Origin of the sequence: uncultured Cocleimonas sp. (genome assembly GCF_947495625.1) — a bacterium.
Taxonomy (GTDB): domain Bacteria; phylum Pseudomonadota; class Gammaproteobacteria; order Thiotrichales; family Thiotrichaceae; genus Cocleimonas.
The window spans coordinates 113,631-139,787 of the sequence record NZ_CANLZW010000008.1 but is presented as its reverse complement, the minus strand read 5'-3'; the positions used below and the strand labels follow the sequence as shown (position 1 = coordinate 139,787).

General features: G+C 37.4%; 21 protein-coding genes and 2 riboswitches. Of the genes, 7 read left to right on the top strand and 14 right to left on the bottom strand.

Annotated features, from left to right (window positions below):
- Positions 1–95: 95 nt before the first annotated feature.
- Complete coding sequence (gene nagZ / locus Q1A31_RS06565) at positions 96–1,103, bottom strand: beta-N-acetylhexosaminidase (protein ID WP_299874070.1); 1,008 nt, start codon at positions 1,101–1,103, stop codon at positions 96–98.
- A gap of 358 nt (positions 1,104–1,461) precedes the next feature.
- On the opposite strand from nagZ, the gene Q1A31_RS06560 reads away from it, so the two are divergent.
- Entirely contained in the window at positions 1,462–2,190 is a 729-nt protein-coding gene (locus Q1A31_RS06560) for a hypothetical protein (protein ID WP_299874067.1), read from the top strand.
- 290 nt (positions 2,191–2,480) lie between these two features.
- Positions 2,481–2,990, top strand: a complete 510-nt coding sequence (locus tag Q1A31_RS06555; protein ID WP_299874064.1) for a DUF805 domain-containing protein — start codon at positions 2,481–2,483, stop codon at positions 2,988–2,990.
- Positions 2,991–3,065: 75 nt separating this feature from the next.
- Here Q1A31_RS06555 and Q1A31_RS06550 read toward each other — a convergent pair whose 3' ends face one another.
- Both Q1A31_RS06550 and Q1A31_RS06545 read right to left on the bottom strand, forming a co-directional pair.
- Complete coding sequence (locus Q1A31_RS06550) at positions 3,066–6,344, bottom strand: efflux RND transporter permease subunit (RefSeq protein ID WP_299874061.1); 3,279 nt, start codon at positions 6,342–6,344, stop codon at positions 3,066–3,068.
- Positions 6,345–7,712 carry an efflux RND transporter periplasmic adaptor subunit gene (locus tag Q1A31_RS06545; protein WP_299874058.1) on the bottom strand — a complete coding sequence of 456 codons (1,368 nt, stop codon included), beginning with the start codon at positions 7,710–7,712 and terminating at the stop codon, positions 6,345–6,347. It lies immediately after the preceding gene.
- 296 nt (positions 7,713–8,008) lie between these two features.
- On the opposite strand from Q1A31_RS06545, the gene Q1A31_RS06540 reads away from it, so the two are divergent.
- Complete coding sequence (locus Q1A31_RS06540) at positions 8,009–8,797, top strand: sialate O-acetylesterase (protein ID WP_299874055.1); 789 nt, start codon at positions 8,009–8,011, stop codon at positions 8,795–8,797.
- A gap of 87 nt (positions 8,798–8,884) precedes the next feature.
- The gene (locus tag Q1A31_RS06535) at positions 8,885–9,496 is read left to right on the top strand and encodes an outer membrane beta-barrel protein (RefSeq protein ID WP_299874052.1); all 612 of its coding nucleotides are present in this window, start codon (positions 8,885–8,887) and stop codon (positions 9,494–9,496) included.
- A gap of 75 nt (positions 9,497–9,571) precedes the next feature.
- Here Q1A31_RS06535 and erpA read toward each other — a convergent pair whose 3' ends face one another.
- From erpA to argC, 3 genes are all read right to left on the bottom strand, one after another.
- The gene (gene erpA, locus Q1A31_RS06530) at positions 9,572–9,943 is read right to left on the bottom strand and encodes an iron-sulfur cluster insertion protein ErpA (RefSeq protein ID WP_299874049.1); all 372 of its coding nucleotides are present in this window, start codon (positions 9,941–9,943) and stop codon (positions 9,572–9,574) included.
- A gap of 219 nt (positions 9,944–10,162) precedes the next feature.
- Complete coding sequence (locus Q1A31_RS06525) at positions 10,163–10,534, bottom strand: polymer-forming cytoskeletal protein (protein WP_299874046.1); 372 nt, start codon at positions 10,532–10,534, stop codon at positions 10,163–10,165.
- A gap of 79 nt (positions 10,535–10,613) precedes the next feature.
- Positions 10,614–11,642, bottom strand: a complete 1,029-nt coding sequence (gene argC, locus Q1A31_RS06520) for an N-acetyl-gamma-glutamyl-phosphate reductase (RefSeq protein WP_299874043.1) — start codon at positions 11,640–11,642, stop codon at positions 10,614–10,616.
- Between the two features lie 291 nt (positions 11,643–11,933).
- On the opposite strand from argC, the gene Q1A31_RS06515 reads away from it, so the two are divergent.
- Positions 11,934–14,084: a carboxy terminal-processing peptidase gene (locus Q1A31_RS06515; RefSeq protein ID WP_299874040.1), complete on the top strand. Its 2,151-nt coding sequence runs from the start codon at positions 11,934–11,936 to the stop codon at positions 14,082–14,084.
- A 182-nt stretch (positions 14,085–14,266) separates the two neighbouring features.
- Here the strand turns inward: Q1A31_RS06515 and Q1A31_RS06510 are convergent, their stop codons facing one another.
- The 6 genes from Q1A31_RS06510 to xerD all read right to left on the bottom strand — a co-directional run bounded on the left by Q1A31_RS06510 (position 14,267) and on the right by xerD (position 21,359).
- Positions 14,267–14,629, bottom strand: a complete 363-nt coding sequence (locus Q1A31_RS06510) for a diacylglycerol kinase (RefSeq protein WP_299874038.1) — start codon at positions 14,627–14,629, stop codon at positions 14,267–14,269.
- Positions 14,630–14,678: 49 nt separating this feature from the next.
- Complete coding sequence (gcvP, locus tag Q1A31_RS06505) at positions 14,679–17,567, bottom strand: aminomethyl-transferring glycine dehydrogenase (protein ID WP_299874035.1); 2,889 nt, start codon at positions 17,565–17,567, stop codon at positions 14,679–14,681.
- A 58-nt stretch (positions 17,568–17,625) separates the two neighbouring features.
- Positions 17,626–18,015 carry a glycine cleavage system protein GcvH gene (gene gcvH / locus Q1A31_RS06500; RefSeq protein ID WP_299874032.1) on the bottom strand — a complete coding sequence of 130 codons (390 nt, stop codon included), beginning with the start codon at positions 18,013–18,015 and terminating at the stop codon, positions 17,626–17,628.
- A 71-nt stretch (positions 18,016–18,086) separates the two neighbouring features.
- A complete protein-coding gene (gcvT, locus tag Q1A31_RS06495) occupies positions 18,087–19,193 on the bottom strand; it encodes a glycine cleavage system aminomethyltransferase GcvT (RefSeq protein WP_299874029.1) in 1,107 nt (368 codons plus the stop codon).
- A gap of 65 nt (positions 19,194–19,258) precedes the next feature.
- A riboswitch (glycine riboswitch) is annotated at positions 19,259–19,353 on the bottom strand.
- Between the two features lie 6 nt (positions 19,354–19,359).
- Positions 19,360–19,484: riboswitch (glycine riboswitch) on the bottom strand.
- Positions 19,485–19,549: 65 nt separating this feature from the next.
- The gene (locus tag Q1A31_RS06490; protein ID WP_299874026.1) at positions 19,550–20,290 is read right to left on the bottom strand and encodes a DsbC family protein; all 741 of its coding nucleotides are present in this window, start codon (positions 20,288–20,290) and stop codon (positions 19,550–19,552) included.
- A 172-nt stretch (positions 20,291–20,462) separates the two neighbouring features.
- The gene (gene xerD / locus Q1A31_RS06485; RefSeq protein WP_299874024.1) at positions 20,463–21,359 is read right to left on the bottom strand and encodes a site-specific tyrosine recombinase XerD; all 897 of its coding nucleotides are present in this window, start codon (positions 21,357–21,359) and stop codon (positions 20,463–20,465) included.
- 138 nt (positions 21,360–21,497) lie between these two features.
- On the opposite strand from xerD, the gene Q1A31_RS06480 reads away from it, so the two are divergent.
- Positions 21,498–22,268 (top strand): inositol monophosphatase family protein, encoded by a 771-nt coding sequence (locus Q1A31_RS06480; RefSeq protein WP_299874021.1) that lies wholly within the window; start codon positions 21,498–21,500, stop codon positions 22,266–22,268.
- A 1-nt stretch (position 22,269) separates the two neighbouring features.
- Here the strand turns inward: Q1A31_RS06480 and Q1A31_RS06475 are convergent, their stop codons facing one another.
- Positions 22,270–22,797 (bottom strand): hypothetical protein, encoded by a 528-nt coding sequence (locus tag Q1A31_RS06475; protein ID WP_299874019.1) that lies wholly within the window; start codon positions 22,795–22,797, stop codon positions 22,270–22,272.
- A gap of 100 nt (positions 22,798–22,897) precedes the next feature.
- Positions 22,898–25,150: a polysaccharide biosynthesis tyrosine autokinase gene (locus Q1A31_RS06470; protein WP_299874016.1), complete on the bottom strand. Its 2,253-nt coding sequence runs from the start codon at positions 25,148–25,150 to the stop codon at positions 22,898–22,900.
- Between the two features lie 474 nt (positions 25,151–25,624).
- Here Q1A31_RS06470 and Q1A31_RS06465 point away from each other — a divergent pair, with 474 nt between their 5' ends.
- Positions 25,625–26,110 (top strand): hypothetical protein, encoded by a 486-nt coding sequence (locus Q1A31_RS06465; RefSeq protein ID WP_299874013.1) that lies wholly within the window; start codon positions 25,625–25,627, stop codon positions 26,108–26,110.
- Positions 26,111–26,157 lie beyond the last annotated feature (47 nt).

Sequence of the window (26,157 nt, the reverse complement as noted above, 5' to 3'; positions counted from 1 at the left end):
TAGTGCTTGGTGGTACAAACATTATAACAATTGAAGTTCAGGCTTTCTTTAGTTTGAATAACTATGGGACAGCAGTGCAGAGCTAGGTACTTTTTTTAAGCAAGTGCAGAAATCTCATCTACGGTTTCTGCCCAGCGTTTCGTATCTAACAAAGCAGAGCGATTCATAAATGGTTTGCCTTGCATTCTTAACAATCGTTTTGAAGATTCTTCACTATGATCAATCTTGGCATTGTCCAATACTTCTATTGCACCTTCGCGATTATTACACACCAAAACCATATCACAGCCTGCAGTTATAGCAGCTTCAGCTCGTTGTGCATAATTGCCCATGACTGACGCCCCTTCCATGGTGAGGTCGTCACTAAAGATGACACCATCAAAATTTAATTCGTTACGCAAAACAGTTTGTAACCAATATTGAGAAAAGCCAGCAGGTTTGTCGTCTATTTCTTTATAGATAACATGCGCTGGCATTACCGCATCGAGACCTTGTTTGATCAAATCAGCAAAGGGAATAATGTCTTCCTGCCAGATCTCTTCTCTGGTTCGTGTATCAACAGGAATTTCGTGGTGTGAATCTTCAGTTACTGCGCCGTGACCGGGGAAATGTTTTCCGGTGGAAGCCATGCCGGCTTCACGCATACCTTTAATATATTCTGTGGCTAGCGCAGATATGGTTTTTGGATTTCGATTAAAAGATCGATCTCCAATAACTTCACTGACGCCAAAGTTGATATCGAGTACCGGAGCAAAACTGAAATCGATATCCATTGCTCGTACTTCAGCGGCCATCAACCAACCATGTGAATAGGATTTTTCTGCGGGTGAATCTGTTTCAGCCAATTGAGCGATTGCAGGCAATTTTGTGAACTCAGGTCGAAAACGCTGTACTCGCCCTCCTTCATGATCAACACAGATAAGTAATGATTTATCTTTAGTAGCGTTTCTGACATCGCTTACCAAACGAGATAACTGCTCCACAGATTCGTAATTCCTGGTGAAAAATATCACTCCACCCGTTAGTGGGTGATTGAGTAATTCTTTTTCTTGCTGAGTTATTTCGGTTCCATGTAAATCCAGCATGACAGGTGCTATACCCATATTTGTTCCCCTTTATGTGCTTTAACTAACAGTTAGTTAGCAGTTAATTCTTAGTTATAAATTCATCGCAAATCTTGATTTCTTATTATACAAAATATGGAGAATTACTATTCAATTAATATGAATATCTTTCACTCTCTTGTGTTTTTAGATAAGATTTCTGGGGCCTTGAATGGGTAATTATCCTTATATATCTACGTATATATAGGGCTAGATGTATAACCCTACCCATGAAGAGGTATTTTTATATTTAGTGATACTTACAGTTGCAATTGCTATATTAGCATATTAGAATATCGTTAAATTAGGTATTACTACTAATTCCCCCGACTATTAAATTACACGCTAGGAGTTTAAAATGAAATTACACATCGCAACATTAGCAGCAATAATGGCACTATCAGGAACTGCATCAGCAAACTGGTGGGATGGTTTTAATGATGGATCTGGTTCTGGATCTGGTTATGGAAATGCAGCTGGTAACACGCAGGGTGCAGGTAATGCAGCTGGTAATGCTACTGGTTCAGGTCAAGGCTGGGGAACTGGTAAAGGCGATGCAGACGGTGAAGTTGATTTCAGCATTACTTTTAAAGGTAAAGGTAAGACTGACATGGATACAGCTGGCAACCTAACTGGGTCTGGTCAGGGTGCTGGTAATACAGCAGGTAACTTTGACGGCGCCGGTAACACTGCTGGAAATATGTACGGTTCTGGTTACGGTCAAAACAGTGGCAATGGCTATGGTTCGAACATGCCATGGAACAACAACAGCAATATGCCTTGGAACAATAATAACTATGGTGGTTACAACCGCGGTTATGCACCACAAATGCAGATGCCACAGCAACGTATGATGCGTCCTCAAATGCAACCACAAACTCGAATGATGGCTCCTGCTTATGCAGCACCTAGCTTTGAGCAAATGCAAGCACAGATGGAAGCTCAGCGTAAGCAATACGAAGCATTTGCTAAGCAAATTGCTGCTCAACAGCAAGCAATGGCTCAAGCACATCAAAAAGCACAAGCTCAACAGAAAGCTCCTGCGGCAGCTGCACCAGCAGCAGCGGCTCCAGCTAAAGCTGAGTAATATTTAAGCTTTAAGTAAGTCAACTAGCCGCCAAATAGTTTCTATTTGGCGGCTTTTTTGTGTCTGTTATATAGAGAAAATCTTTAATAAATATGGGGAAAAACACTTTATCTGAAATAACTATGTTTTTATTAATTTTTACCGTTACGCGACTCACTTAGTCCACTTATCGGTGTCTCGGGATATTTATCATATTGGATCTGTCAAAATCAACGTAACGTAAATGTTAAGTGAATATTGTTAATAATAATCATTATAAGGATATTGTGATGGCTAGGAACTCAAACACTATGAATATGCAATTTGAAAATCATACTTTGCAACGATATAGCGAAGTTAATCTACTATCCACTGATGGAAGAATCGGTAGCAAGCGCTATTTCTTATACTCGGTGTTGCTTCCATTTATTCTTTTTTGGAGTTTCGCAAGTATTGCTGGTGTATTAGTGCACATGGGAAGTGTTGCGACATTAACTTCTTACGCGGTTTTAGGTTTAGCGATAATGGCTATGTTCTTTATTCTTGTGCGACTTACGATACAACGCTGTCATGATTTCAATAAATCAGGGTGGTTAGCTGTTTTGGCTTTAATTCCATTTGCCAATATCGTATTTGCTTTAATACCAGGTACTAACGGATTAAACCAATACGGAGAAGTCCCAGAACCGGCAAACAAGTTAACAAATATTTTATTTTATGTATTAGTTACAGTCTTATTAGCTTTGGTTACTTTTCTTGTCTATCAGTTATTGAATGGCGAATTATTACACGCAGCAATAGATAAAATAATTTCGTTTTAATTTCGTTCTAGTGACGTTCTAATCTCTTTTTGCTTAGCAACTAAGCAAAAAGAAATACCTGATAGACTTCAATAGTTACGCTTTTATGATTCGTAATTTCTGTAATAACGACCTCATATCTTCAACGATTAAATAGAAGGTCGGAATTAGTATCAAAGTAAGCATGGTCGCAAACAGAATTCCGAAACCAAGTGACACTGCCATAGGAATCAAAAATTGTGCTTGAGTACTCTTCTCAAGGATTAGAGGCGTTAAGCCTGCAAAGGTTGTTAAAGATGTTAACAGGATAGGCCTAAAACGGGCCTTTCCTGAGACCCGAATAGCGTCGGCCACAGGCACACCCTTCTTAATTTTTTTGTTTGTGTAGTCGACTAATACCAATGAGTCGTTTACCACAACACCTATTAATGCCAATAAACCCATTACACTACTAATGCTTAGGCTTAATCCCATAATGGCATGCCCACCAATGGCTCCAATAATACTAAATGGTATGACACTCATAACCATTAAGGGTTGGAAGTAAGAACCAAAAGGTATCGCCAGTAATATGTAAATTGCCGTTAATGCTATGGCAAAACCAAAGATAAGACTTGTACCAAACTTTTTCTGCTCCCTTTGCTCTCCTTCCATATCGAATGAAATACCAGGAAACGAAGTAAGGACGTCTGGAAACCACGTTTTTAGATCTGATACGACTGAGTTGGCGGAAATCTTATCTTTGTTTAAATCCGCGGTTACATTGATAATTCTTTGTCTATCTACACGAGATATTGTTGAAGACCCTCTTCCTATAGTGACTTCTGCAACTTCACTTAAAGGTACTGAGGCCCCAGTTGAGGTTTTTATTCTGAGGTTTTGAAGCCCGGATAAGGAGTAGCGCTCATTTTTAGGCGCACGCACCATGACTTTTATTTCAGATTGATTTCTTTGTATTCTCTGTGATTCTGCACCAAATATGGCATGTCTAACTTGTAATCCTAAAGAAGTAAGATTTAAACCCAATTGCTCTGCTGCCGGTTTAATTCTTAGTTGAACTTCGGCCTTGCCTCCTTCATAGGTGTTTTTAATATCGAATAATCCTTCATACTCCCCTAATTTGTCTTTAACCAAGAGAGCCACGTCATTAAGTATAAGGAAATTATTACCTGTTAACTGGACATCGATAGGTTCGCCCCCCCTACCTAATTCAGCCCTGAAACTGAGTTCTTTAACGCCAGGGACTGTTCCAATTAGAGTCTGCCATTCTTTAACGATTTCTCTGGTGCTTATATTAAGCTTTCTTTCTTCCGGAGGTATGGTTTCAAAAGTGACTGATGCAATGTTAGATACACCAGTGCTTCCACTTGGTCTTCTGCCAGCATTTCCTACCGTAACCAGAATGTGTTTGATAAGATTTTTGCCTTTTTTAACGTCTTTGGATTCTCCTGATTGTGCATTTACAGCACCTTCAGCATTCGATCCTTCATCGCTTTCTTCATCATAAGGTTCTATGTATTTCTTTTGTAAAGCTTCCGCACTTGCCACCATTTTTTTAACATATTTCTCGGTTACTTCAAGCGCTGTACCTTCAGGCATTTCAATAGTTGCAGAGACTATTTCGCTTTCTATACGAGGAAAAAAAGTATACTTATATCTGCCAGTAGTAACTAAAGTAATAGTAGTAATCAAAACTGCGATGAAAATTGATAAGGTTGCGTAACGGAAATTAAGGCTAACATTTAAAATAGGCCCGTATATATTATCGATAAACCAGACCAGGCTTTGAGCAATAGCTCTTTGCATTCTAGTAAGAATATTGAGGTTGTCCGTGTCTTTACGTAATTTCATGTGACGTAAATGTGAAGGTAAAACGAATTTTGATTCAATCAGTGAAAATAATAGAACCGGAATTACGACCATAGGAATTTGAGCAAATATAGGTCCTCTTCTTCCATCTATTAGAAGTAAAGGCAGGAATGCGGCTACAGTCGTTAATACACCAAACGTTACGGGAACCGCTATTTCTTTAGTTCCTTCGATTGCTGCTTCATGAGGGTCGCCAGTCTTCTGTAGGTGAGTGTATACGTTCTCGCCGGTGACGATAGCGTCATCAACCACAATTCCAAGCACCAAAATAAAGCCAAACATACTGACCAGATTTAATGTCATTCCTAACTGTGGCATTACTGCTAAAGCTCCAAGAAAGCTAATAGGAATACCGACACTCACCCAGAAAGCTAAATCAGGTCTTAAGAATAACGCCAATAATAATAAAACAAGACCAATACCCTGAACCAGACTTTTGGTTAAGGTGTTTAAGCGTGCTTTTACTGTTTTTGAACTATCTTGCCAATAGGTTAAATATAGACCAGCGGGTAAGGTTTCCATGCGTTTATCAATATAGTCTTTAACGGTGTTCGCCAACTCAATGGCATTTTGATCACCTACTCGCGCAACATTAATAAATGCGGCTTTCTTTCCATCAAATTCACTATAAAGCGGGTCTTCATTAAAGCCGTCATTAATTTCTGCAATTTCATCAAGACGAATACTGGTGCCGTTACTTTTGCTGATAACTTTGATGCTGGCAAAATCATCTTTTTTATAAGCTTGTCCAAGCGCTCTTACCAGAATATCTCCGGATTGGGTTTTTATGGTTCCGCCTGGAATATCCCGGGAAGCATTTCGAATCACAGAAGAGATATCATCTAGCGTTAAATCATATTGTCTTAATGTTGCTTCTGGCACATTAATGCTTATTTCCCAAGGACGTATTCCTCCCATTGAGACTTGAGTTACATTGGGTAAGCCTCTGATTTCATCGCGAATTTTTTCCGTGTTCCTTCGCAATGAAACTTCATCCTGATTATCCTGATAGAGAACAACGGTTATAACTTCTCTCGTTCTAATCAATTGTTCTACTGTAGGTCTTTCAGCATTTTCTGGAAAAGATGAAATACCATCAATTCTGGTTTTTATTTCATTCAGCAGTTTAGTTGTATCATACTGCTTTAATATTTCTGCCCTGACTAAAGATCTTCCTTCAGCTGAGTCACTGTAGATCTTTTCAATACCCGGCAAATCACCAATGGCATCTTCAACTCGTATGGATATGCCTTCTTCAACTTCCTGAGGGGTTGCACCTGGATAAACGACGGTAATGTTGACTATATCAGCTTCAAAGGAAGGGAAAGTCTCAAGTGGAATTCTTTTAGCAACTGCATATAGTCCAAATGCAATTATCGCTATCATAAGAATATTCGCGGCTACCGGGTTATTTACAAACCAGGCGATAACACCTTGAGATTGAGACGAATTTTTAGGATGTTTGGCAATTGTATTTTCAGCATTGCCAGTTGAGTTGTTATCCATTTATTGTTTTTCGCCTTTTTTATCTTTCTTATTGGATTCTTTATCCCCTTTTCTTTTGTTACCTAATGTATTTTTCTTATTTAATTTATTTTGTTCTTCTAATGTAATGACTTCCATTCCATCAATAGCCTGAGTCAAATTAGTCGTGATAATTTGTTTGCCAATAAAATCAGGATTAGCTTCTATGACTGATTCAGAATTAGTGTTCCATATTACCTTTACCGGCTCTATTTTAATTTTACCGTCTTCAAGTAATCTTATTTCGCGGTTATAAATAACTGCAATTGATGGCAATACAAATACATTTTTAAAGGTTCTTCCTTTAATAGTTGCTTTCAAATACTGACCAATACGAATAGGTGTTGAAATACCTTCTTTAGCTTCATAAGGGTCATCAACACGAACAATAACGTTGATCTGTCTGCTTGCAGAATCCAGAGCAGCACCTGTACGAACAACTCGTCCGAGCCATTTGTCATTTTTCAGGCTATCGGGGTTTGTAAGAACAACTTCGGGAAGATCTTTAGTGTCTATACTTTTATTTCTGAATGCTTCTGGCATCCCTAATAATTCATACTGGCTCAATGATAAAGGAAGTTCGACGTTAACGTAGTCGGTTGCATAAATTTCACCTAATACCGTCCCTACAGAGACATATTGACCAAAATCTACATTCTTCGTCAGGACTCTTCCTCTGTAAGGTGCTTTTAATTGAGTTCGAGAAAGATTTAACGTTTCTTGTTTTAGTCTGGCTTTAGTCGAATTAATTTTCGCTTGAGTCGCATTTCTTTTACTGGCAAAGGTAGTTTGTAATCCCCTCAACTCTTGAAGTCTTTGTTGTAATTGATTAATTTTTTGATCTTCTGCATCGACCAGTGATCTTGATATCAGTTTTTTATTAAGCAGTGATTTAACTCGAGCTAGTTCTTTTCTACCCAAAGCCAGATTTTGTTGGGCGAGTTGTATAGATTGTTTGTTGCTATCTTCTTCTGCCTTGATCTGTTTCAAGCTAGCGTCATTGGCAGCCACATCACTTTTAGCAATATCAACTGCATTTATGTAATTGGATTTATCAATTTCTAGTAAGGTCTGGTCTTTATCAAAATAGTTTCCTTCAAGAAAGTTATCTGAGATATTGACAATTCGTCCTGAGACTTCTGCGACTAAATTCGTCTGTGTGCCGGCGTTTACAGTACCAGAAGCCTCGATATTAACGGTATATTGAGTCGGTTTAAGCGTTTCCACTTCAACTACGGTTAAACGTTTTACAAATGGTCTTTTGACCGCTTCTGGTGCGGTTTCTTTCAGGTGTTTTGCATAAGTAAATGCTGCAGCTAAAACAAGAATGGGTAGAATAATTTTTAACATTTAACTTCCGTAGGATTTTCAATTAAAACAGATGTTTTATTACTGTTATCCGTTGAATATTGTGAATCAAGGAGTTAATTTACACCCCCCCACTTTTAGCCAGTTTTTTATAATTGTAACGGCTAATACTAAGCTGATAATTATCTGATATAAAATAATTTAGTGCAATTTATCAACACTAATTATCTGGCTAATGTATCTATCCATCTTAAATCAAATAAACGTCTTGATAAAATTGATATGAAATAGCAACATACTCAACATAAATAACTGCTTATACCGCTGTATCATAATCTATGAAAATCACACTTTGTCTTTTATTACACATTTTTACAATTACAGCCTATGCAGATGAAATAGATTTATTCATCATGGCAGGTCAATCAAATATGCAAGGTTGGCGCAGTGACGCAGCGATGTACCCACCTGATCCAACATACAAAGATGCGGAAATACCCTTTTATTTTGAAGCACTCAATTATGGCTCTTCTAAAAAACAATGGGAAACCTTAGGTCCTCAGATTGGTCATTTTCAAAAAGGACATTTTGGACCAGAAGTGACTTTTGCCCGTGCCCTTTTTCAATTAAATATGCGACCCGCCATTTTCAAATATAGTTCTGGTGGCACCAGCATAAAAACAGACTGGAAAGCACCCGGCCAAAATGGCTTGTATGATGATATGGTACGTAATCTCAATGTGGCGATCCATGAGCTAAAAAATCAAGGTCATACTGTCACCCCGAGAGCCTTTATCTGGATTCAAGGTGAAACTGATGCGAATAACCCTTATTTAGCAAAAGAATATTATTGGCGTCTAAATAACCTGTTAAAGAATATGCGTAATCATGTGCTACGAAATCCATCACTTCCAGTGATATTGAGTGTTGATGAACAACATCCACGAGTTAGAACTCAACCAGAAATTGTTACTGCTCAAAAGAAGTTAGCTAATGATGACCCTACGATTACGTTCATGTCGATGAATGGATTGGAAAAATACGATGTCACTCATCTAACAGCAAAAGGCACTATCAATCAGGGTAAAAGGCTGTTTCAGACCTATAAAACAGCTGTTATTTATTAACCGCTTATCTAGCTATTCTTTACCCATTTGATTAGGTGGAATAAGATTATCTCCAAGGAAAAATAATAATAAAATTGGGGTATAAAAATGATGTCCTTAAAGAAATCCGTGATTTTGATCGGATTAATGTCTATAGGTTCTGTTTCTATTGCTGATTTACCAAAAGCATTTGATTATCAAAAAGCTTCAACTAACTATGTTGATAACACTTCAGGTGGTTTTGGTTCAATAGCAAATCCTTACTTTTTTGGCGGCTCAATTGGCGCATCTGAAGCAAGTAGTTATTGCTCGGGTGAATCAAACTGTGAAGATACAGATACCGCATGGAAGGTATTTGGGGGTTATAAGTTTACCGATAAACTAAGCGTTGAAGGTGCTTATATGAATCTTGGAGATATCTATAAGAATGGTGAAAACTCTGATGTAAGTGCATTTTCTGCTTATGGTGTAGGAACACTTCCCGTCACTGAACAGTTTGATGTATTTGGTAAAATAGGTGCAACACGCTGGAGTAGTGATAATACCGATGGTGGTACTAGCGGTTTTGGTGCGAGTTATGGTGTTGGCGCAAAAATGAATATTAATGAAAATACCAAGCTTCGCGCAGAGTGGGAAAAAATACTGGATGTTGAAACATCAGATACAGATTCAACAGATATAAATATGTTGAGTGTGGGAATAGAACTATCAACGTTCTAATCTCTAATCTCTAATCTTATAAAAACAAAAAAGGCAGCTTTAAGCTGCCTTTTTTATAATCAAAATAAGTACAAATTACTCTGGGCTAAAAGAAGATCCACAACCACAAGTAGTTTTAGCATTCGGATTACGAATAACAAACTGAGATCCTTCCAGACCCTCTGTGTAGTCTATATCAGCACCAACAAGGTATTGAAAACTCATAGGATCGATCAGAAGTTTAACGCCATTTTTCTCAACAGTGGTATCACCGTCATTGATGCTCTCATCAAACGTGAAACCATACTGGAAGCCTGAACAACCTCCGCCAGAGACAAATACGCGCAGCTTTAGATTGTCGTTCTGCTCTTCATCGATCAAACCTTTCACTTTATTAGCAGCCGCATCTGTAAAATTTAAAATAGGTGCTGCGCTTGCTGTTGCTACTGTAGCTGTTTCTGCTGTCATGATAATAACCTTTATAAAATCGTTTATATTTTGTTAATTAGCTACTTATCTCAGAACTTTACGTTTATGTATTGTTTAAAGAGTTAACTAATTTAAAAATTTGTTTTAGATACTTTGTTAGTTTACCTTAGATTGGTATTCAAACTAAATAAACCATATCTTTTTAATGCTTAAATTTAGAAACTAGACCTGAGCCTCTAAAGGCTTTTGTGGTCTGTTCTATTTATCATCTTGCCTTAATAGTTTTCCGTTTACTTCTGCTCCTACTGGCAACTCAAGCAAACTATAATGTACATCTCCATTTATGCGGGCTTTATCGAATAATTCAACCTTGCCATCAACATAAACATTTCCGTCAATTTGGCCGTTGACTATCAAATGATTTACTTTGACATCTCCTACCACTAGAGCGCCTTCACTCAAGATCAACAATGAATCTTTCGCCTCAGAATTAATATCACCTATTACTGTGCCAACTATATGCATCTTTCCTTCAAAATTCATATGACCTTCAATGATAGTATTTTCACCTACTAAAGAATCGATCCTGGTTCGATGGATCTCATCATATTTCTTTTTCTTGGCTAACATTATATTTCCTGCGTATTCCGTATCTTATAAAGTCTTCTTTTTCTTTAACTTAATTTGTATAGTTTTGTTATAGCTGGTTTTAAGGTAAAAGTGCAGGCTTATTAATAGCCGTATTTTCCTCAAGCCCAAGCATTAAATTCATATTTTGTACTGCCTGGCCGGCTGCGCCTTTTACCAGATTATCGATAACAGACAGCACAATCACACGCATAGTATCAGGAATTCTGTGTATGGCTATTTGGCACATATTAGAGGCTTTAACACTTCTGGTTTCAGGGTGGGATCCCTGTGGTAATACATCTACAAAGAATTCATTTTTATAGCGATCTTCATAAAGCGTTTGGAAATCAATATCGCTGTTAGAATTTGCGTAGATAGTCGCATGTATCCCTCTAATAATAGGCAACAAGTGTGGCACAAAAGTAAGATCAACCTTGGTATCTGCTATTAGTGAAAATATTTGAGCGATTTCAGGTAGATGTCTATGTCCACCAACACCGTAAGCTTTGAAACTTTCTCCCATCTCACTAAACAGTGTTGCCACATTAGCCTGCTTACCTGCACCACTAACACCTGATTTGGTATCCGCGATAATATTATCAAGATCGATTAAATTCGATTCCAATAATGGCATCAGACCCAAAATAACTGAAGTAGGATAACAACCGGGATTTGCTACAAGATTGGCTGACTTGACCATTTCTCTGTTGATTTCAGGTAACCCATACACGGCTTGTTCTACAAGCTCAGGACAAGCATGGGTCATTCCATACCATTTGCTCCAGACGTCGAGGTCTTTAATTCTAAAATCGGCGGCTAAATCGATTACTTTAACCCCTGCTTTTATCAATTCAGCAGTATGGTTCATAGCAACACCATTAGGCGTAGCAAAAAAGACTAAATCGCATTGTGCTAAAGCATCAGTAGTCGGGTCACTAAACTCAAGATCTACAAATCCACGTAAATTAGGAAACATTGAATCTACTCGTGTACCCGCATTAGAACGAGATGTTACATAAGTAATCTCAACGTCTGGGTGAGTTGCTAATATTCTGAGTAATTCGACGCCGGTGTATCCTGTTGCACCAACTATTCCTATCTTCTTCACTGTAGCGTTAACCTATTTATTAAAATTGTAAAAACCAATCATACCGTGATTTATATAACTGCACATACTTGAAAATGATACTTATGCCTCTATTTTTAAATATGTGGCGTATTAAGTATAAGACTTAGTGTAAATCCCACAATTCACTAATATTTATAGACATAGACGGTGTGTGTAAATAGTTTTTTCTAACGTCGAATGATATAGTCTTTTGATATTTTTTGAATTATTTCAACTTTGCAGATACTAACTATAATGATCAATACCAAAAATAAACTTAAAACCCTAAAGATGAATTCTATATTAAAGATTTCACTATTATCGGGGCTACTTTCAATCACTGTTGGTTGTTTAGGTACGCCACCTGCTGGCACTTCATTAATAGAGTCTGCAAATGCTGCTGAAAAAACCGAAACTAATCTTGAAGAGTTAACACCAAGACATACCTTCGAATACAAAATCATCAATAGCATGTTAAAGCGCTATCACTATAAAAAGTTTGAGCTTAATGATGAATTTTCCGGACAAATACTCGATCAATACATTAAACAGCTAGATCCAAGCCGTATTTATTTTACTCAGGCGGATATCAATCAATTCAACAAGCATCGCGATAAGTTTGACGATTATATTAATGCGGGCGATACTGAAGTTGCGGTAAATATTTTCAAAAAGTATCAGCAAAGAGTTAATGAACGTTCTAAATATGCGATTCAACGCCTAGGACAGAAATTCGATTTAACCAAAGATGAAGAATACAATCTGGATCGCGAAAAAGCGCGTTGGGAAGTAAATGCAACTGCCCTAAATATGCTTTGGGATAAACGCATAAAAAATGACTACATCAATCAGATACTTTCTGATGAAAAACCAGCTGAAGTCATTAGTAAGTTAAAAAAACGTTATGCAAGCATGACAAAAAGAACCAACCAGATTAAAAGCAATGAGCTATTCCAGACTATTGTGAATGCTTACGCCGGCGCTATTGAGCCGCATACTTCTTATCTGTCTCCACGTTCTTCCGAACAGTTCGACATCAATATGAGCTTGTCTTTAAGTGGAATTGGCGCTGTACTGAGAACAGATGAAGAACACACTAAAATTATTAGTGTGGTTCCTGGCGGACCTGCTGATCTTACTGGCCAAATCAAAGCTGGCGATAGAATTATTGGTGTGGGTCAAAAGACTGAAAAGAGCATCAAAGACATCGTTGGATGGCGTTTAAGCGATGTGGTTAATATTATCCGTGGTAAGAAAGGTAGTACTGTTGTGTTATCGGTTTTACCTAACGAAACAGGTTTAAGTGGTAAATCGAAGACTGTAAAAATTGTTAGAGATAAAATAAAGCTTGAGCATCAGGCTGCAAGTAAAAGAATTATAGAAATCGACAGACCAGAAGGAAAAGTTAAAGTCGGTGTTATCGATCTTCCCTCTTTCTACATCGATTTTAAAGCGCGTAATCGTGGCGATGCTGAATATGCCGGTACCACACGTGACGTTAAAAAATTGTTAATCGAGTTAAATAAAGAAGGCATTGACGATTTAATTATTGATCTTCGTGGTAATGGTGGTGGATCACTAAGTGAAGTTGTTTCTCTGACAGGCTTATTCATTGACCAAGGTCCTGTTGTACAAATTAATGATACGACTGGTCGTACAGATATTCTTCGTGATAATGATTCTGGCGTTATCTACAATGGTCCAATGGCAGTAATGATTGATAAAGGTAGTGCTTCAGCCTCAGAAATTTTTGCGGGCGCTATCCAGGACTATAAGCGTGGTGTAATCATAGGAGAAACTACCTTTGGTAAAGGCACGGTTCAAACAGTTTTACCCTTAGAATCATACACACGTAAAACATTTGATAAGCCTTTAGGGCAGATCAAAATTACTTCAGCTCAATTCTTCCGTGTCAATGGTGAAAGTACTCAACATAAAGGTGTTGTTCCGGATTTATCTTGGGATTTACCGCAAGTTGATGGAGATTTCGGGGAACGTGCTTTTAAGAATGCATTACCTTGGAGACGTATTGATATAGCTAAACACAAGGATTATAAAAATGCCTTCGGTGCTGCTGCTATTCAACAAGCGAGAACTAATTCCTTAGAAAGAATTTCTAAGGACCCTAAATTTAAAACAACGGTTGATAGAGTAAAGCTATTGGTAGATGCGGGCAATGAAAAAGTTGTTTCTCTAAACCTGAAAAAACGAAAAGCAAAACGTGAAGATTTCAATAAGCAATTATTGGTGTTGGAGAATAATCTACAAAAAGCGAATGGTTTACCTGCATATAAAACAATTAAAGAATTACGTGATGCACAAGAAAAGAAAAATGACGATATCTTCACTAAACAACCAGTAGATGTGTTCTTGAATGAAGCGGCGCATATACTGACTGACTTGCAGAAATTTAATATAATGGCAGCGTCAGCAAACAAATAAACGCCTATAAGTAGGGGGGTGTGGTTTTACCAGTTCTTATATAAGTCTGGTAAAATGTCGATGGACGATGATCGAGCTAGATCTAATGCCAATATGTAATTATGACACCCCCCTACTTTTCGGCAGTTTTTTTACTCACAGGTGTATTTAAGCATTTATATTTTGTTCACTGAAGGCATTGATTAAGGCCAAAGTACAAATAGCCAAACAATAGCAGTATTCATCATTGCAACGAATACCGCAGCAGAACCCATATCTTTAGCTCTGCCTGATAACTCATGGTGTTCTCCACCAAAGCGGTCTACAACTGCTTCTATAGCAGAGTTTAATAACTCAACAATCAATAATAAAAGCACGCTTCCAATTAACAGCGCTTTCTCTATTCCTGTTTCACCAAACCATAAAGCGATAGGTGTCGATACCACCAATAGCCAAACTTCCTGGCGAAACGCCTCTTCGTGCTTATAAGTCGCTTTTAGACCAAGCCAGGTAAAGCCTAAAGCTTTTACCCAGCGTGTTATGCCTGTATTACCGCTGCCAGCCATAGTGGCTCCTTCATTTAGATTATGTAGATCTAATTAAAGTTACGGGTATTTATCGGTAACTTTCTATAGAAGGACAAGAGCATACCAAATTACGGTCACCATACACATTATCTATACGATTAACTGTAGGCCAATATTTACTGGTTGCTATCACACCCTTTGGTAAAACAGCCGTTTCTTGAGAATACGGACGATCCCAGTTTTCTGAAACATCGAATATAGTGTGTGGCGCATTCACTAAAGGATTATTTTCTAACGACCAAACACCCGTTTGAACATTCATGATTTCTTCTTTAATTGCAATCATGGCATCACAGAAACGGTCTAATTCATATTTAGATTCAGACTCGGTTGGCTCTATCATCAACGTTCCAGCAACGGGAAATGACATGGTTGGTGCGTGGAAACCATAATCCATTAGACGTTTAGCGATATCTTCTTCAGAAATTCCAGAATCATGCTTTATCGGTCTAATATCAATGATACATTCGTGAGCAACTCGACCATTCTTGCCTCTGTAAAGTACCGGATAATAAGGTGCTAAGCGTTCAGTGATGTAATTAGCATTGAGTATTGCCATTTTACTGACAGCAGCATTACCTTCGGCGCCTAACATTTTCATATACATCCATGAAATTGTAAGAATAGATGCACTGCCGAAAGGTGCGCCAGATACAGCGTGTGTTTTATCTTCTTCGTTATTAATATGTCCCGGAAGAAAAGGTGCTAAATGACTACGTACACCGATTGGACCAACGCCAGGTCCGCCACCACCATGCGGTATCGCAAAGGTTTTATGTAAATTAAGATGAGAAACATCCGAACCGAAAACACCTGGTTTAGATAGACCTTTTTGAGCATTTAGATTCGCACCATCGAGATAGACTTGGCCACCACAATCGTGAACAATTTTGCACATCTCTACAATACCTTCTTCAAATACACCGTGTGTTGAAGGATATGTAACCATAATACAGGCTAGATCGTCTTTATTTGCTTCTGCTTTAGTACGTAAATCTTCAAGATCAACATTGCCATTATCATCACAATTAACCAGAACAATTTTCATTCTAGCCATTGCTGCTGATGCTGGATTGGTTCCATGAGCAGAAGTCGGTGTAAGGCAAATATTACGATGTCCCTGCCCTATGCTTTTGTTATAACGATTGATGGCAACAAGGCCTGCATATTCGCCTTGTGCGCCAGAGTTAGGCTGCATTGACACCGCAGCATAACCTGTCACTTCAGATAACCATGCTTCTAACTGATCAATCATTTCGCGATAGCCATCTGTTTGATCTTTAGGTGCAAAAGGATGGACGTTAGAAAACTCTGACCAGCTAAGCGGCATTAGTTCGCTAGCTGCATTTAACTTCATCGTACATGACCCTAATGGAATCATTGCATGTACGAGTGATAAATCTTTGTTTTCAAGACGCTTAAGGTAACGCATCATTTCTGTTTCTGTATGATGCTGATGGAAAACCTCATGAGTTAGGAATGAAGTTTCACGCTGATAATCTGCTGGAATGCCAGACTCAGCTTTCTCATTGATTATTTGATCATCGAGTGCACTTACCGTTAAACCATGATCACTGCCGAAGAAGATATCAAAGAGTGTTTCCAGGTCTTTAGCTGTTTTAGTTTCATCAAAACTTATTCCAAGTTTGTCAGACTCAACTAATCTTAGGTTTATGCCTTTATTTAGTGCCGCTTTGTAAAATTCCTGCTGATGATCGCCTACAAATACAGTTAAAGTATCAAACCAGCTTGTATTAACGATATATTCAGCCTTTGAAAGATCGCTTTGACGAACCGCTGCAGCAAAAATACTGGTTAAACGATTGATTCTTGAAGCTATACGTTTTAAACCCTCTGCTCCATGATAAACCGCATAGAAGCCAGCCATATTTGCCAATAAAGCTTGAGCAGTACAAATATTTGAAGTGGCTTTATCACGACGAATATGTTGTTCGCGTGTTTGCATAGCCATTCGCAAACCTTGATTACCACGAGAATCTACAGAAACACCAATGACTCGACCAGGTACAGAACGTTTTAGTTTATCTTGAACGGCAAAGAATGCAGCATGTGGACCACCAAAGCCCATTGGTACACCAAAACGTTGAGAGGTGCCGAAAACAATATCAGCACCCATTTCACCGGGTGACTTTATCAACACTAAAGACATCAAATCAGCAGCCACACACACAAGCGCATTTTGTTCGTGCGCTTGTGTAATAATTGGCTCAATATTAGCTATCTCTCCAGAAGTGCCGGGATATTGCAGTAAAACACCAAATACTTCGTGTTGCTCTAAATCTTCCTGAGGATTACCCACAATTAACTCAAAACCAAAATATTGTGCGCGTGTTTTCATCACTTCAAGTGTTTGTGGAAAAACAGCCTCATCTACAAAAAACTTATCTGTTTTTAAACGATTAGATCGTTTACATAAAGCCATTGCTTCTGCGGCGGCTGTTGCCTCATCAAGTAATGAAGCATTCGCCATGTCCATGCCGGTTAAATCCATGATCATTTGCTGAAAATTCAGTAGCCCTTCTAAACGGCCTTGAGAAATTTCAGCCTGATATGGTGTATAAGCGGTATACCACCCAGGATTTTCTAATACATTACGCTGTATTACTGAAGGTACGATAGTGTCGTAATACCCCATGCCAATAAATGATTTATTAACAATGTTCTTATCTGCAATTTCACGTAGCGTCTCTAAAGCCTCTCTTTCAGAACAACTATCATCCAGCTTTAATGGCTCACGAATACGAATAGTTTCAGGGACAGTTTTATCAGCAAGTTCATTGAGTGATGAAACGCCGATAACTTCCAGCATTTCATTCAAGTCTTCCGTTTGAGGTCCGATATGACGAGAAATGAAATCATCGTGCTGATCTAAAATATTTAGTGGTAAATTTTTCATAGATAAGTTGAATGCATTGTTAAGGGTTAATAATCAAATGGTATTTAGAGAGCGTTATTTATTCTTGACACTCAGCTTCGTATTCGTCTGCACTTAGGAGGTTGTCCAGGTCAGCAATATCGTTGAGTTTCATGCTAAAAATCCAACCTTCGCCAAATGGTGCTGAATTGATTAATTCTGGTTCGCCATCAAGCTCTTCGTTAACTTCAGTAACTTCACCTGCTAGAGGTGCGTACATATCAGACGCCGCTTTAACAGATTCAATAACACCGCAGTTCTCTTCTTCAGTAAGCGTCGTTTCAACTTCTGGTAATTCTACAAAAACCACGTCACCTAATAATTCTTGAGCATGCTCAGTGATACCAATAGTTACAGTTCCATCGCCATTGTCTCTAACCCATTCGTGAGTTTTGGTATATTTAAGATCGCTTGGATTTTCATTACTCATATTTTTTCTCCGATTACAGTTAATATTTTCTAAATAAAAAAGTTTAAAATTATGTGTTTAACACTCTAGTTCTAAATGAGTGATTTACCATTTCGAACGAATGGTGGTTTGATGATTCGGCAAGTTAATAGCTTTCCTCTGATATCAACCTGGCATGATTCCTTTGCTTCTGTTGGAATACGTGCGAATGCAATGGCTTTACCTAGGCTTGGTGAAAAAGAACCGCTCGTTATTTCACCCTCGCCAAATTCAGTAACTACTTTTTGATGACCGCGTAATACGCCTTTGTCTTCCAGAACTAATCCAACCAGTTTTTCTTTAGAGCCATTTTGTTTTTCTTTTTGAAGAGCAGCACGGCCAATAAAGTCTCTATCTTCTGGTTCCCAGGCTATCGTCCAACCCATGGCTGCAGCTAAAGGCGATATAGACTCATCCATATCTGTGCCATATAAATTCATTCCTGCTTCTAGACGAAGTGTGTCACGTGCGCCAAGTCCAATAGGTTCTACGCCGTTTTCTAGAAGCTTGTCCCACAACTCAGCAGCTGTTTCATTAGGTACCATGATTTCATATCCATCTTCACCAGTATAACCAGTGCGAGCATAGAAACTATCACCTATCTGGACACCGAAGAATGGCTTTAAACCTGAAACTAATTTTTGATCAGATTCGCTCAAAGTAGCATTAGCTTTATCTCGTGCATTAGGTCCTTGAACTGCAATCATTGCCAGATCATCTCTTTCTGTAAGAGTAAGATCAAAATCCGCTGCTACTTTCTCTATCCACTTAAGATCATTTTCACGAGTCGCTGCATTAACAACCATACGATAAAAATCATCTGCTAGGTAATAAACGATTAAATCGTCAATAACACCGCCATTTTCGTTTAGCATTGCACTATATAGCGCTTTTCCGGGATCTTTTAATTTGGCAACATCATTAGCTAGTAAATGCTGAAGGAATTTTTTTACATCGTTTCCTTTAAAGTCTAAAACAACCATATGGGAAACATCGAACATACCTGCATCTTCTCTGACTTGTTTATGCTCTTTTACTTGCGATCCATAGTTGATTGGCATATCCCAACCAGCAAAATTTACCATTTTGCCATCAGCTTTAAGATGTTTTTCGTATAACGGGGTTCTTTTAGGTGTTTGATTCTGTGATGATTCGGACATATAAATTTCCTTTAAACTTAAATTTAAACAAAAAAAAGGGCGGCAGATTATTCAATCTGCCGCCCCTCTGTCCTTGTACCTGAGAGATTCCCTAAATATATGCCAATAAAGCAAGATTAGGTTAAACCCTTCGGTGGAAACTGTGTTTCACTCTCCAGAGCCAGTGTTTTTACTTGCAGTCCTTTTACCTGAGCGTTTCCGAGCGGATTTGCGCCTTCGGTGTTCAACAATAACTAGATAACTAAACTAAGTAGTTAACAATAAATGCCGAATCTCTCCTGCAGAAAATTTACTGAAGCAATGACTATACCTCAGGATGGATTAACGAGAAAGAAATTTAAATATCAAATTTCTACTTATTCAGCATCCAATGCAGCTGCCAATTTATCTGCTGGCATGTAACCAGGGATTAAACGCCCAGTTTCAGTTACTAGAGCAGGTGTTCCCGTCACGCCAACTTCCTGTCCTAGTAAATATTGAGCTTCAATAGGATTATCACAAGTCTTGTCAGCAATCGGCTTGCGTTCTTTAGCATCAGTCATTGCTTGCAGATTATCATCAGCGCACCACATGCTTACTGCCTTTTTGAATGATCCCGATCCTATTCCGGCTCGTGGGAACATCAAATATTCAACAGTTATACCTTTTGCATTTAACTCTGGTACTTCTCTGTGTAATTTTGCACAGTATGGGCAATCAATATCAGTAAAAACCTGTAGTACATGTTTTTCATCTTTTGCCTTAAAAGTAACTGGCTTATTATCCTGTTTATCCATAATTTCTTTACGGACCGATTGCTTTGCGACTTCAGAGAGATTTTCTCTAGTATCCAGATCAATCATATCGCCAGCTAAAAAGTATTTACCATCATTTGATACATAAATAACTTCAGTTCCATACATCACTTCGAAAACATTAGGAAGCAAACTTTCTTTAATTGAAGAAGGCTCCGATCTAAAACGTGTTTTAAGCTTTGCTTTTAAACTAGTTATGGTTTTTGCTGTATCGGCATCTGTACTTTCAACTTTAGCAAATGCAGGCGTCATTGTTGAAGCAAGAAAGAACAACGTGGTTCCTAATATTATTTTCTTAATCATTACTATCCCTTAAATTTTTTAATTTTCAAACCTTGTATATACCCAATATAAGGTCGTTATTTATATTATCCACAGTGATTTTATAATAAAACAGCCCTTACGCACAAATCACAGCTGATCAACGTATTATATGGTGAATTAGATGCATCTAATATTAAATATAATTTAATCACTATCCACGAGGATGATGTTTTTGATGAATCGATTGCAAACGTGCTTTAGCAACATGCGTGTAAATCTGTGTCGTTGATAAATCACTATGACCCAACAATAACTGTACGACCCTCAAATCTGCTCCATGGTTCAATAAATGTGTCGCAAATGCATGTCTTAAAGTGTGAGGCGATAGTTTTTGTTTAATTCCAGACTGTTGAGCATATCTTTTAATGAGATACCAGAATGCCTGACGGGTCATTCCAGAGCCTCTTCGTGTGACAAATAGCTGATCGCAAACGCCTTTACCAGTCATTAAATCTCCTCTGGATTCAGCTAAATATTTCGTTATCCATATAACTGCTTCATCTCCCATAGGAACTAGTCTTTCTTTGTTTCCTTTGCCGATTACCCTGACAACACCTTGTTGTAAACTTAATTGATTATAACGTAAGGAAACAAGCTCAGAAACTCGTAAACCAGTCGCATAGATAAGCTCGAGCATTGCCCTATCTCTAAGCCCTAAAGGGTCTTCTATCAAAGGAGCATTCAACAATAACTCTATTTCTGTCTCAGTCAATGTACTTGGTAGTGGCTTACCTAACTTTGGTAATTCAATCAAAGCCGTCGGGTCTTCTTCGATATTTCTTTCTCTTAATTGATATCGATAAAAACGTCTTAAAGTTGAGATTACTCTGGCTACGCTGGTCGTTTTACTGCCTTTATTGATACGATTTGCGATGTATTCTAATAACAGCGAATGATTAGCTGATAATAAGTTATTTTGTTTTGATACTAGCCATATGGATAATGCTTTTAAATCACGCCCGTAAGCAGCCAGGGTATTATTGCTTAATCCTCTTTCTGACCATAAAGCATCCAGAAAGCTTTCAATGATGTCGATATCGCTAGCCATATTTTATTTCCAGTTGGTTTCACTTATCTTGGAGTTTTCAGCGATTATAATAATTATTGATATTAACCAAGATTGATATTAACTAATGATAAAAACAGTATAATAATCGCTTTATTATAACACTATGATGTTTTCAACATGAGTCCATTTCTTAAAACAGCCTTAGAAGCCGCCCAAGCCGCACAAGAAATCATTAACAAATATTACGCTGGAGACTTTGAAATTGAAATCAAACCGGATGAAACTCCCGTTACGATTGCAGATATCGAAACAGAAAAAACCATTAAAAAAATAATCCTGGATGCATTCCCGGATCATGGATTTTTTGGTGAAGAGACCGGTAAGGTAAATGAAGATGCAGAGTATAACTGGTTAATTGACCCTATAGACGGCACTAAAAGCTTTGTGCGTCGTTACCCTTTCTTCTCAACACAAATCGCATTAATGAGAAATGGCGAGTTAATACTAGGTGTTTCTAACAGCCCAGAATTCAAAGAAATGGCGTATGCAGAGAAAGGCAAAGGTGCCTGGTTAAACGGTGAAAAAATCACAGTAAGTGATATTGATACGATTAAAGGCTCTACACTTTCCCTCGGTAATATTGCATCAATTGCCAAAAGTATTCAGTGGAGTAACGTAGGTAATTTAGTCGCTAATGTTAATCGAATCAGAGGTTATGGTGATTTTTATCATTACCATTTATTAGCAAGTGGCAAAATAGATATCGTACTAGAGTCTGATGTCAATATCCTTGATATAGCTGCGTTGGCTGTTATTGTCAGAGAGGCTGGAGGCATATTTACGGATTTATCAGGAAATGAACTTAACCTTGAAACTAGGTCTGTTCTAGCTTGTAACAATAAAGATGTTCATGCTCAGGTTTTAGCAGATATTTCTTATTTAGAATAATCTATTGAGTAACTATATCGGAAGTACAAATTCCAATTAACAGCTGTATTTCTATGTTGGAATATTTTTTATTATTAGCAAATTGTTTCTGGCAGGTTTGACGAAACTTCTCTCTCTTTTGCATGATGCTTGTTTCTCTGATTGTCTGTAGTGGCTCTTGATAATTGCTTACCATACAGTTCACAACAGCCAGATTTAGCTGATCATCGTTTTTAATTGATTTACTTAACAAGGATTTACAATGCATTTCTACCTGATCTTTATTCATGCTAGAGATCAGGTCATTGTTATGATTTAAAGGGATAATTTCCGGTACGAAAACTTCAGGTTTTACTGAGTTTTGAATTGTGGTTTTTTGGGAAGGTAAATTATTCTTACTCAGTGGTGGAATTTCTAGAGAGCTGACTTTACTTGATTCATCCGCTTTTAAATAGTCACTCCAATGATATTTTATCCCTAAATATATTATCAATAACGCAAGAATTATTGATAAAAAAACAGTCCTAAATATTGGCTTAAGAAATAGCATTCGCTAATTCTACCAATTATTTAGTTAATGTATAGATAGTTAATTATCTATACATTATTAAAAAGCTTATTGCTGAAATAACACTATATGATCATAGCTGTTAGGCGTACTTTAATTTCTTATTCTCAAGCAAAGCTTTCTTTTTGTTTTTAGAATGATATTTAGAATAGTATTTTGCATTCACACTTGGATTTTTCACATTAACAAGTAAAAAACCTGACACATTGTTTTTAACACGCCTTAATTGTCCCAATATATTTTTAATAGTACGAGCATCTAAATTATCTTCTTGCGCGACGATTAGTGTAGATGTTGCCAATGAAGACAACACAAGCGTATCTGCAAAACCAGTAATTGGTGGAGCATCAATAATAACGTAATCAAAGATAGTTGACCCCTGAGTGGTTAAATAAGACATTCTTTCATGACTCAATAAACTCACCGGATCAAGTTCATATTCTCCAGCCGTAATTGCATATAAGCCTGGAATACTTTTTACTGGTTGAGTAATGCCTACAAGATCGCTCTCACCTTTTAAGTAATGACTAAGTCCTCTTTTATTGCTCATATTAAGTTTTTTATGTAATGACGCATTTCTTATGTCTGCATCTACCAATAATACTTTTTTACCCATTTGAGCATATGAACATGCAATATTTGAAGCGGTTGTACTCTTTCCTTCACCAGAATGAACACTAGTTATCAACATGACATGATCCGCTTCATTTTTGAACATTAAACGGATATTAGTTGCGAGAATTCTATAGGCTTCTGCTGCGGGCGAATGAGGAACTTTATGTGCAATTAAATCCAGTTGCTTTTTCATCGAAGATTTAGTCACACGAGGAATCATTCCTAAAACAGGAAGACCTGTCACTTTTTCAAGATCATCAGATGTCTTAATGCTTTGATCAAGAGACTCACGTAAGAAAGCAAAAGCCAATCCAAGGATTAATCCAGAAAGTAATCCAAGCATCATATTCATTTTTGGTTTTGGACGATATTTTGAAACCGGTAATATTGCTGGTTCTACAATACTGATGCTGCTGGTATTGGCCGCTGAAGAAACGTTTACTTCTTCTAAACGTTGCAACAAACTATTGTAAACTTTACTGCTACTTTCAACTTCACGCTTTAAATTATTGTAATCAACACCGCTGTCTTGAAGGTTGCGCATAGTAGTGTTGAATTGACCAAGTTGAGTTCTGATTTTATCTTCTTGTCTCTTGGCCGCTTTGTAATCCGCTTCCATAGAACCTTGAATATTAACCATCTCTTTTTGCAATTTACCTCTGGCAGAATTAATTTGCTGTTGTAAACGTTTCATATCAGGGTAATTCGGCTTAAAGGTTTTAAGCATTTCCTGGTAATCACCTTCCAACTGAACCAATCTAGCTTTTAAACTGGTGATGACAGGGTTTGTTAAGACTGTTGAAACGCTACCAGCCCTTTTCATTTGGAGGTATAAGCTTTCTGCTTCGATGCGACGAATTTCTGCTTGAACCAAGGCATTATCAAGATTTTCTAATTTTTTAACTTGTCTTGTTTGATTTTCGTCAACACCTAAAATACCGTTGTTGTTTGCATATTCAACCAGCGTTTGTTCTGCAGATCGCAAACGATCTCCAGCATCAATGAGTTGTTTAGCCAGGAACTCTTTAGCGTATTCGCCTGTCTCGCTTTTTGATTCAATCTGTAACTTAATGAAATTATCCAATAAGCTAGAAACGATAGCCTTGGCTTCATCTGGTGAAGGCGCTTCATAAAATACTTCTACTAAATGCGTACCACCTATAGGTTGAACAAAAAGGTTTTTAAGAAAAATAGCAGTGTAGTCAATTGCTGCTGCACCGGTTGTAACTTGTTTCTTTTCACCGCCAAGTCCTATAGCTTTCTTAAGACCTGATAAAGAGAATGTTGGTTCTTTAGTCTGTTTTGGCACAAGACTACTTTTTAAATCAAGATCATCAATGACTCTTTGAGCAATGACACGACCACGTAACATTTCGTAACGGGTTCTGAAAAAAGGATCGTTTTCTGAATAACCTGCTGTTTGTTGTGTGTTACCGAAATTTACAATTTCAGTACCTTCCCTTTCAATTTGAATAATCGCATTTGCGCGGTAACTAGGCTTGATCGAAAAAGTATACAATAGGGCTAAAGCCAGTGTAGTCAGGAGAGTTAACAATATAGTAAATTTACGACGACGAAGTATTCCGAAAATATCACGCAATGACATTTCTTTGGGGGCTTCCAGCATAGGTGCCGTATGCTGCGAAGCAGGAACTGTTAATATTTTCCCATCAATTGGCTGTAAATGAGTATTATTCGTCTGCTTTGTAAGAACTGACATTTATTGTTAACCTTAAAATTTAAATTTATTATTACTTTATTTGTTACGAAAACTAAAACGTAAATTATTACTAATTAATTTAGTATTAGTTACGATAATCACTGAGCTATCATTTGCCTCATAATTCATATTGAAACAATTAATTGCGACTTAAACGTTACATACTGTGATTATATTAAGTCATGCGAATTCCATATTAAACAATTCTTATCTATACGTAAGTGATTACTAGATGAATGGGTATTTATTTAGCAATTTACTCGTAAAATATTGATAACTTTGCGTTTTAAACTAATGACAGTGAATTTTCTGAAATTACGAAAATACCGACTATCTTCACTCTAATACTGTTAGTAGTTTGGTGACTAGATCCGTTTAATTTAAAGATCTATTTTTGACGAAAGGTATATTTATAAAATGTTAATAGCTATTAATTAATATAAATACCAGTGAATCACTAGAAAGGAATCTAGAATGAGATCAGTCAACAATATAAAAACAAATACTCAAGCCCAGAAAAGAAAACAGATAACGAAAAGCAAAGTTTTAAATTCTGTGAGAAAAAAGTTTAAAACGTTGCCTATCTCAATTTGTTTTGTGGTTTTACCTGTAATCTTTAGTCCTTCTGGAGCGATGGAAACAAAACATGACTTTGACAACGCTACGATCATTGGAAAAGTATTTCATGACGAAAACAATAATGGCATTCAAGATACGAATGAATATGGCATACCAGGAGTCAGACTTGCGACAGTGTCAGGTTTGCTTTTAGAAACAGATGGTTACGGTAGATATCACATTCCAGATAATAAGATTAATCCTAAACTTTCCAGAAATTTTATAGTAAAAATTGATGCGGCTAGTTTACCCACAGGATCAATTATTCAGTCAGAAAATCCTAGAGTTGTTAGATTGACTAATGGCTCTTTAAATAAGATTAATTTCGCAGTTCAGTATTAGTTATTCATAAATACATAAATACATAAATACATAAATACATAAATAAG

Coding starts and splice junctions, on each gene's coding strand:
- Q1A31_RS06480 (WP_299874021.1), top strand. CDS start 21,498: ATGAGTCCATTTCTTAAAACAGCCTTAGAAGCCGCCCAAGCCGCACAA.
- Q1A31_RS06470 (WP_299874016.1), bottom strand. CDS start 25,150: ATGTCAGTTCTTACAAAGCAGACGAATAATACTCATTTACAGCCAATT.
- gcvT (WP_299874029.1), bottom strand. CDS start 19,193: ATGTCCGAATCATCACAGAATCAAACACCTAAAAGAACCCCGTTATAC.
- Q1A31_RS06490 (WP_299874026.1), bottom strand. CDS start 20,290: ATGATTAAGAAAATAATATTAGGAACCACGTTGTTCTTTCTTGCTTCA.
- Q1A31_RS06475 (WP_299874019.1), bottom strand. CDS start 22,797: ATGCTATTTCTTAAGCCAATATTTAGGACTGTTTTTTTATCAATAATT.
- nagZ (WP_299874070.1), bottom strand. CDS start 1,103: ATGGGTATAGCACCTGTCATGCTGGATTTACATGGAACCGAAATAACT.
- Q1A31_RS06555 (WP_299874064.1), top strand. CDS start 2,481: ATGAATATGCAATTTGAAAATCATACTTTGCAACGATATAGCGAAGTT.
- Q1A31_RS06525 (WP_299874046.1), bottom strand. CDS start 10,534: ATGTTAGCCAAGAAAAAGAAATATGATGAGATCCATCGAACCAGGATC.
- gcvP (WP_299874035.1), bottom strand. CDS start 17,567: ATGAAAAATTTACCACTAAATATTTTAGATCAGCACGATGATTTCATT.
- Q1A31_RS06560 (WP_299874067.1), top strand. CDS start 1,462: ATGAAATTACACATCGCAACATTAGCAGCAATAATGGCACTATCAGGA.
- gcvH (WP_299874032.1), bottom strand. CDS start 18,015: ATGAGTAATGAAAATCCAAGCGATCTTAAATATACCAAAACTCACGAA.
- Q1A31_RS06545 (WP_299874058.1), bottom strand. CDS start 7,712: ATGTTAAAAATTATTCTACCCATTCTTGTTTTAGCTGCAGCATTTACT.
- Q1A31_RS06540 (WP_299874055.1), top strand. CDS start 8,009: ATGAAAATCACACTTTGTCTTTTATTACACATTTTTACAATTACAGCC.
- Q1A31_RS06465 (WP_299874013.1), top strand. CDS start 25,625: ATGAGATCAGTCAACAATATAAAAACAAATACTCAAGCCCAGAAAAGA.
- erpA (WP_299874049.1), bottom strand. CDS start 9,943: ATGACAGCAGAAACAGCTACAGTAGCAACAGCAAGCGCAGCACCTATT.
- Q1A31_RS06550 (WP_299874061.1), bottom strand. CDS start 6,344: ATGGATAACAACTCAACTGGCAATGCTGAAAATACAATTGCCAAACAT.
- Q1A31_RS06515 (WP_299874040.1), top strand. CDS start 11,934: ATGAATTCTATATTAAAGATTTCACTATTATCGGGGCTACTTTCAATC.
- xerD (WP_299874024.1), bottom strand. CDS start 21,359: ATGGCTAGCGATATCGACATCATTGAAAGCTTTCTGGATGCTTTATGG.
- Q1A31_RS06535 (WP_299874052.1), top strand. CDS start 8,885: ATGATGTCCTTAAAGAAATCCGTGATTTTGATCGGATTAATGTCTATA.
- Q1A31_RS06510 (WP_299874038.1), bottom strand. CDS start 14,629: ATGGCTGGCAGCGGTAATACAGGCATAACACGCTGGGTAAAAGCTTTA.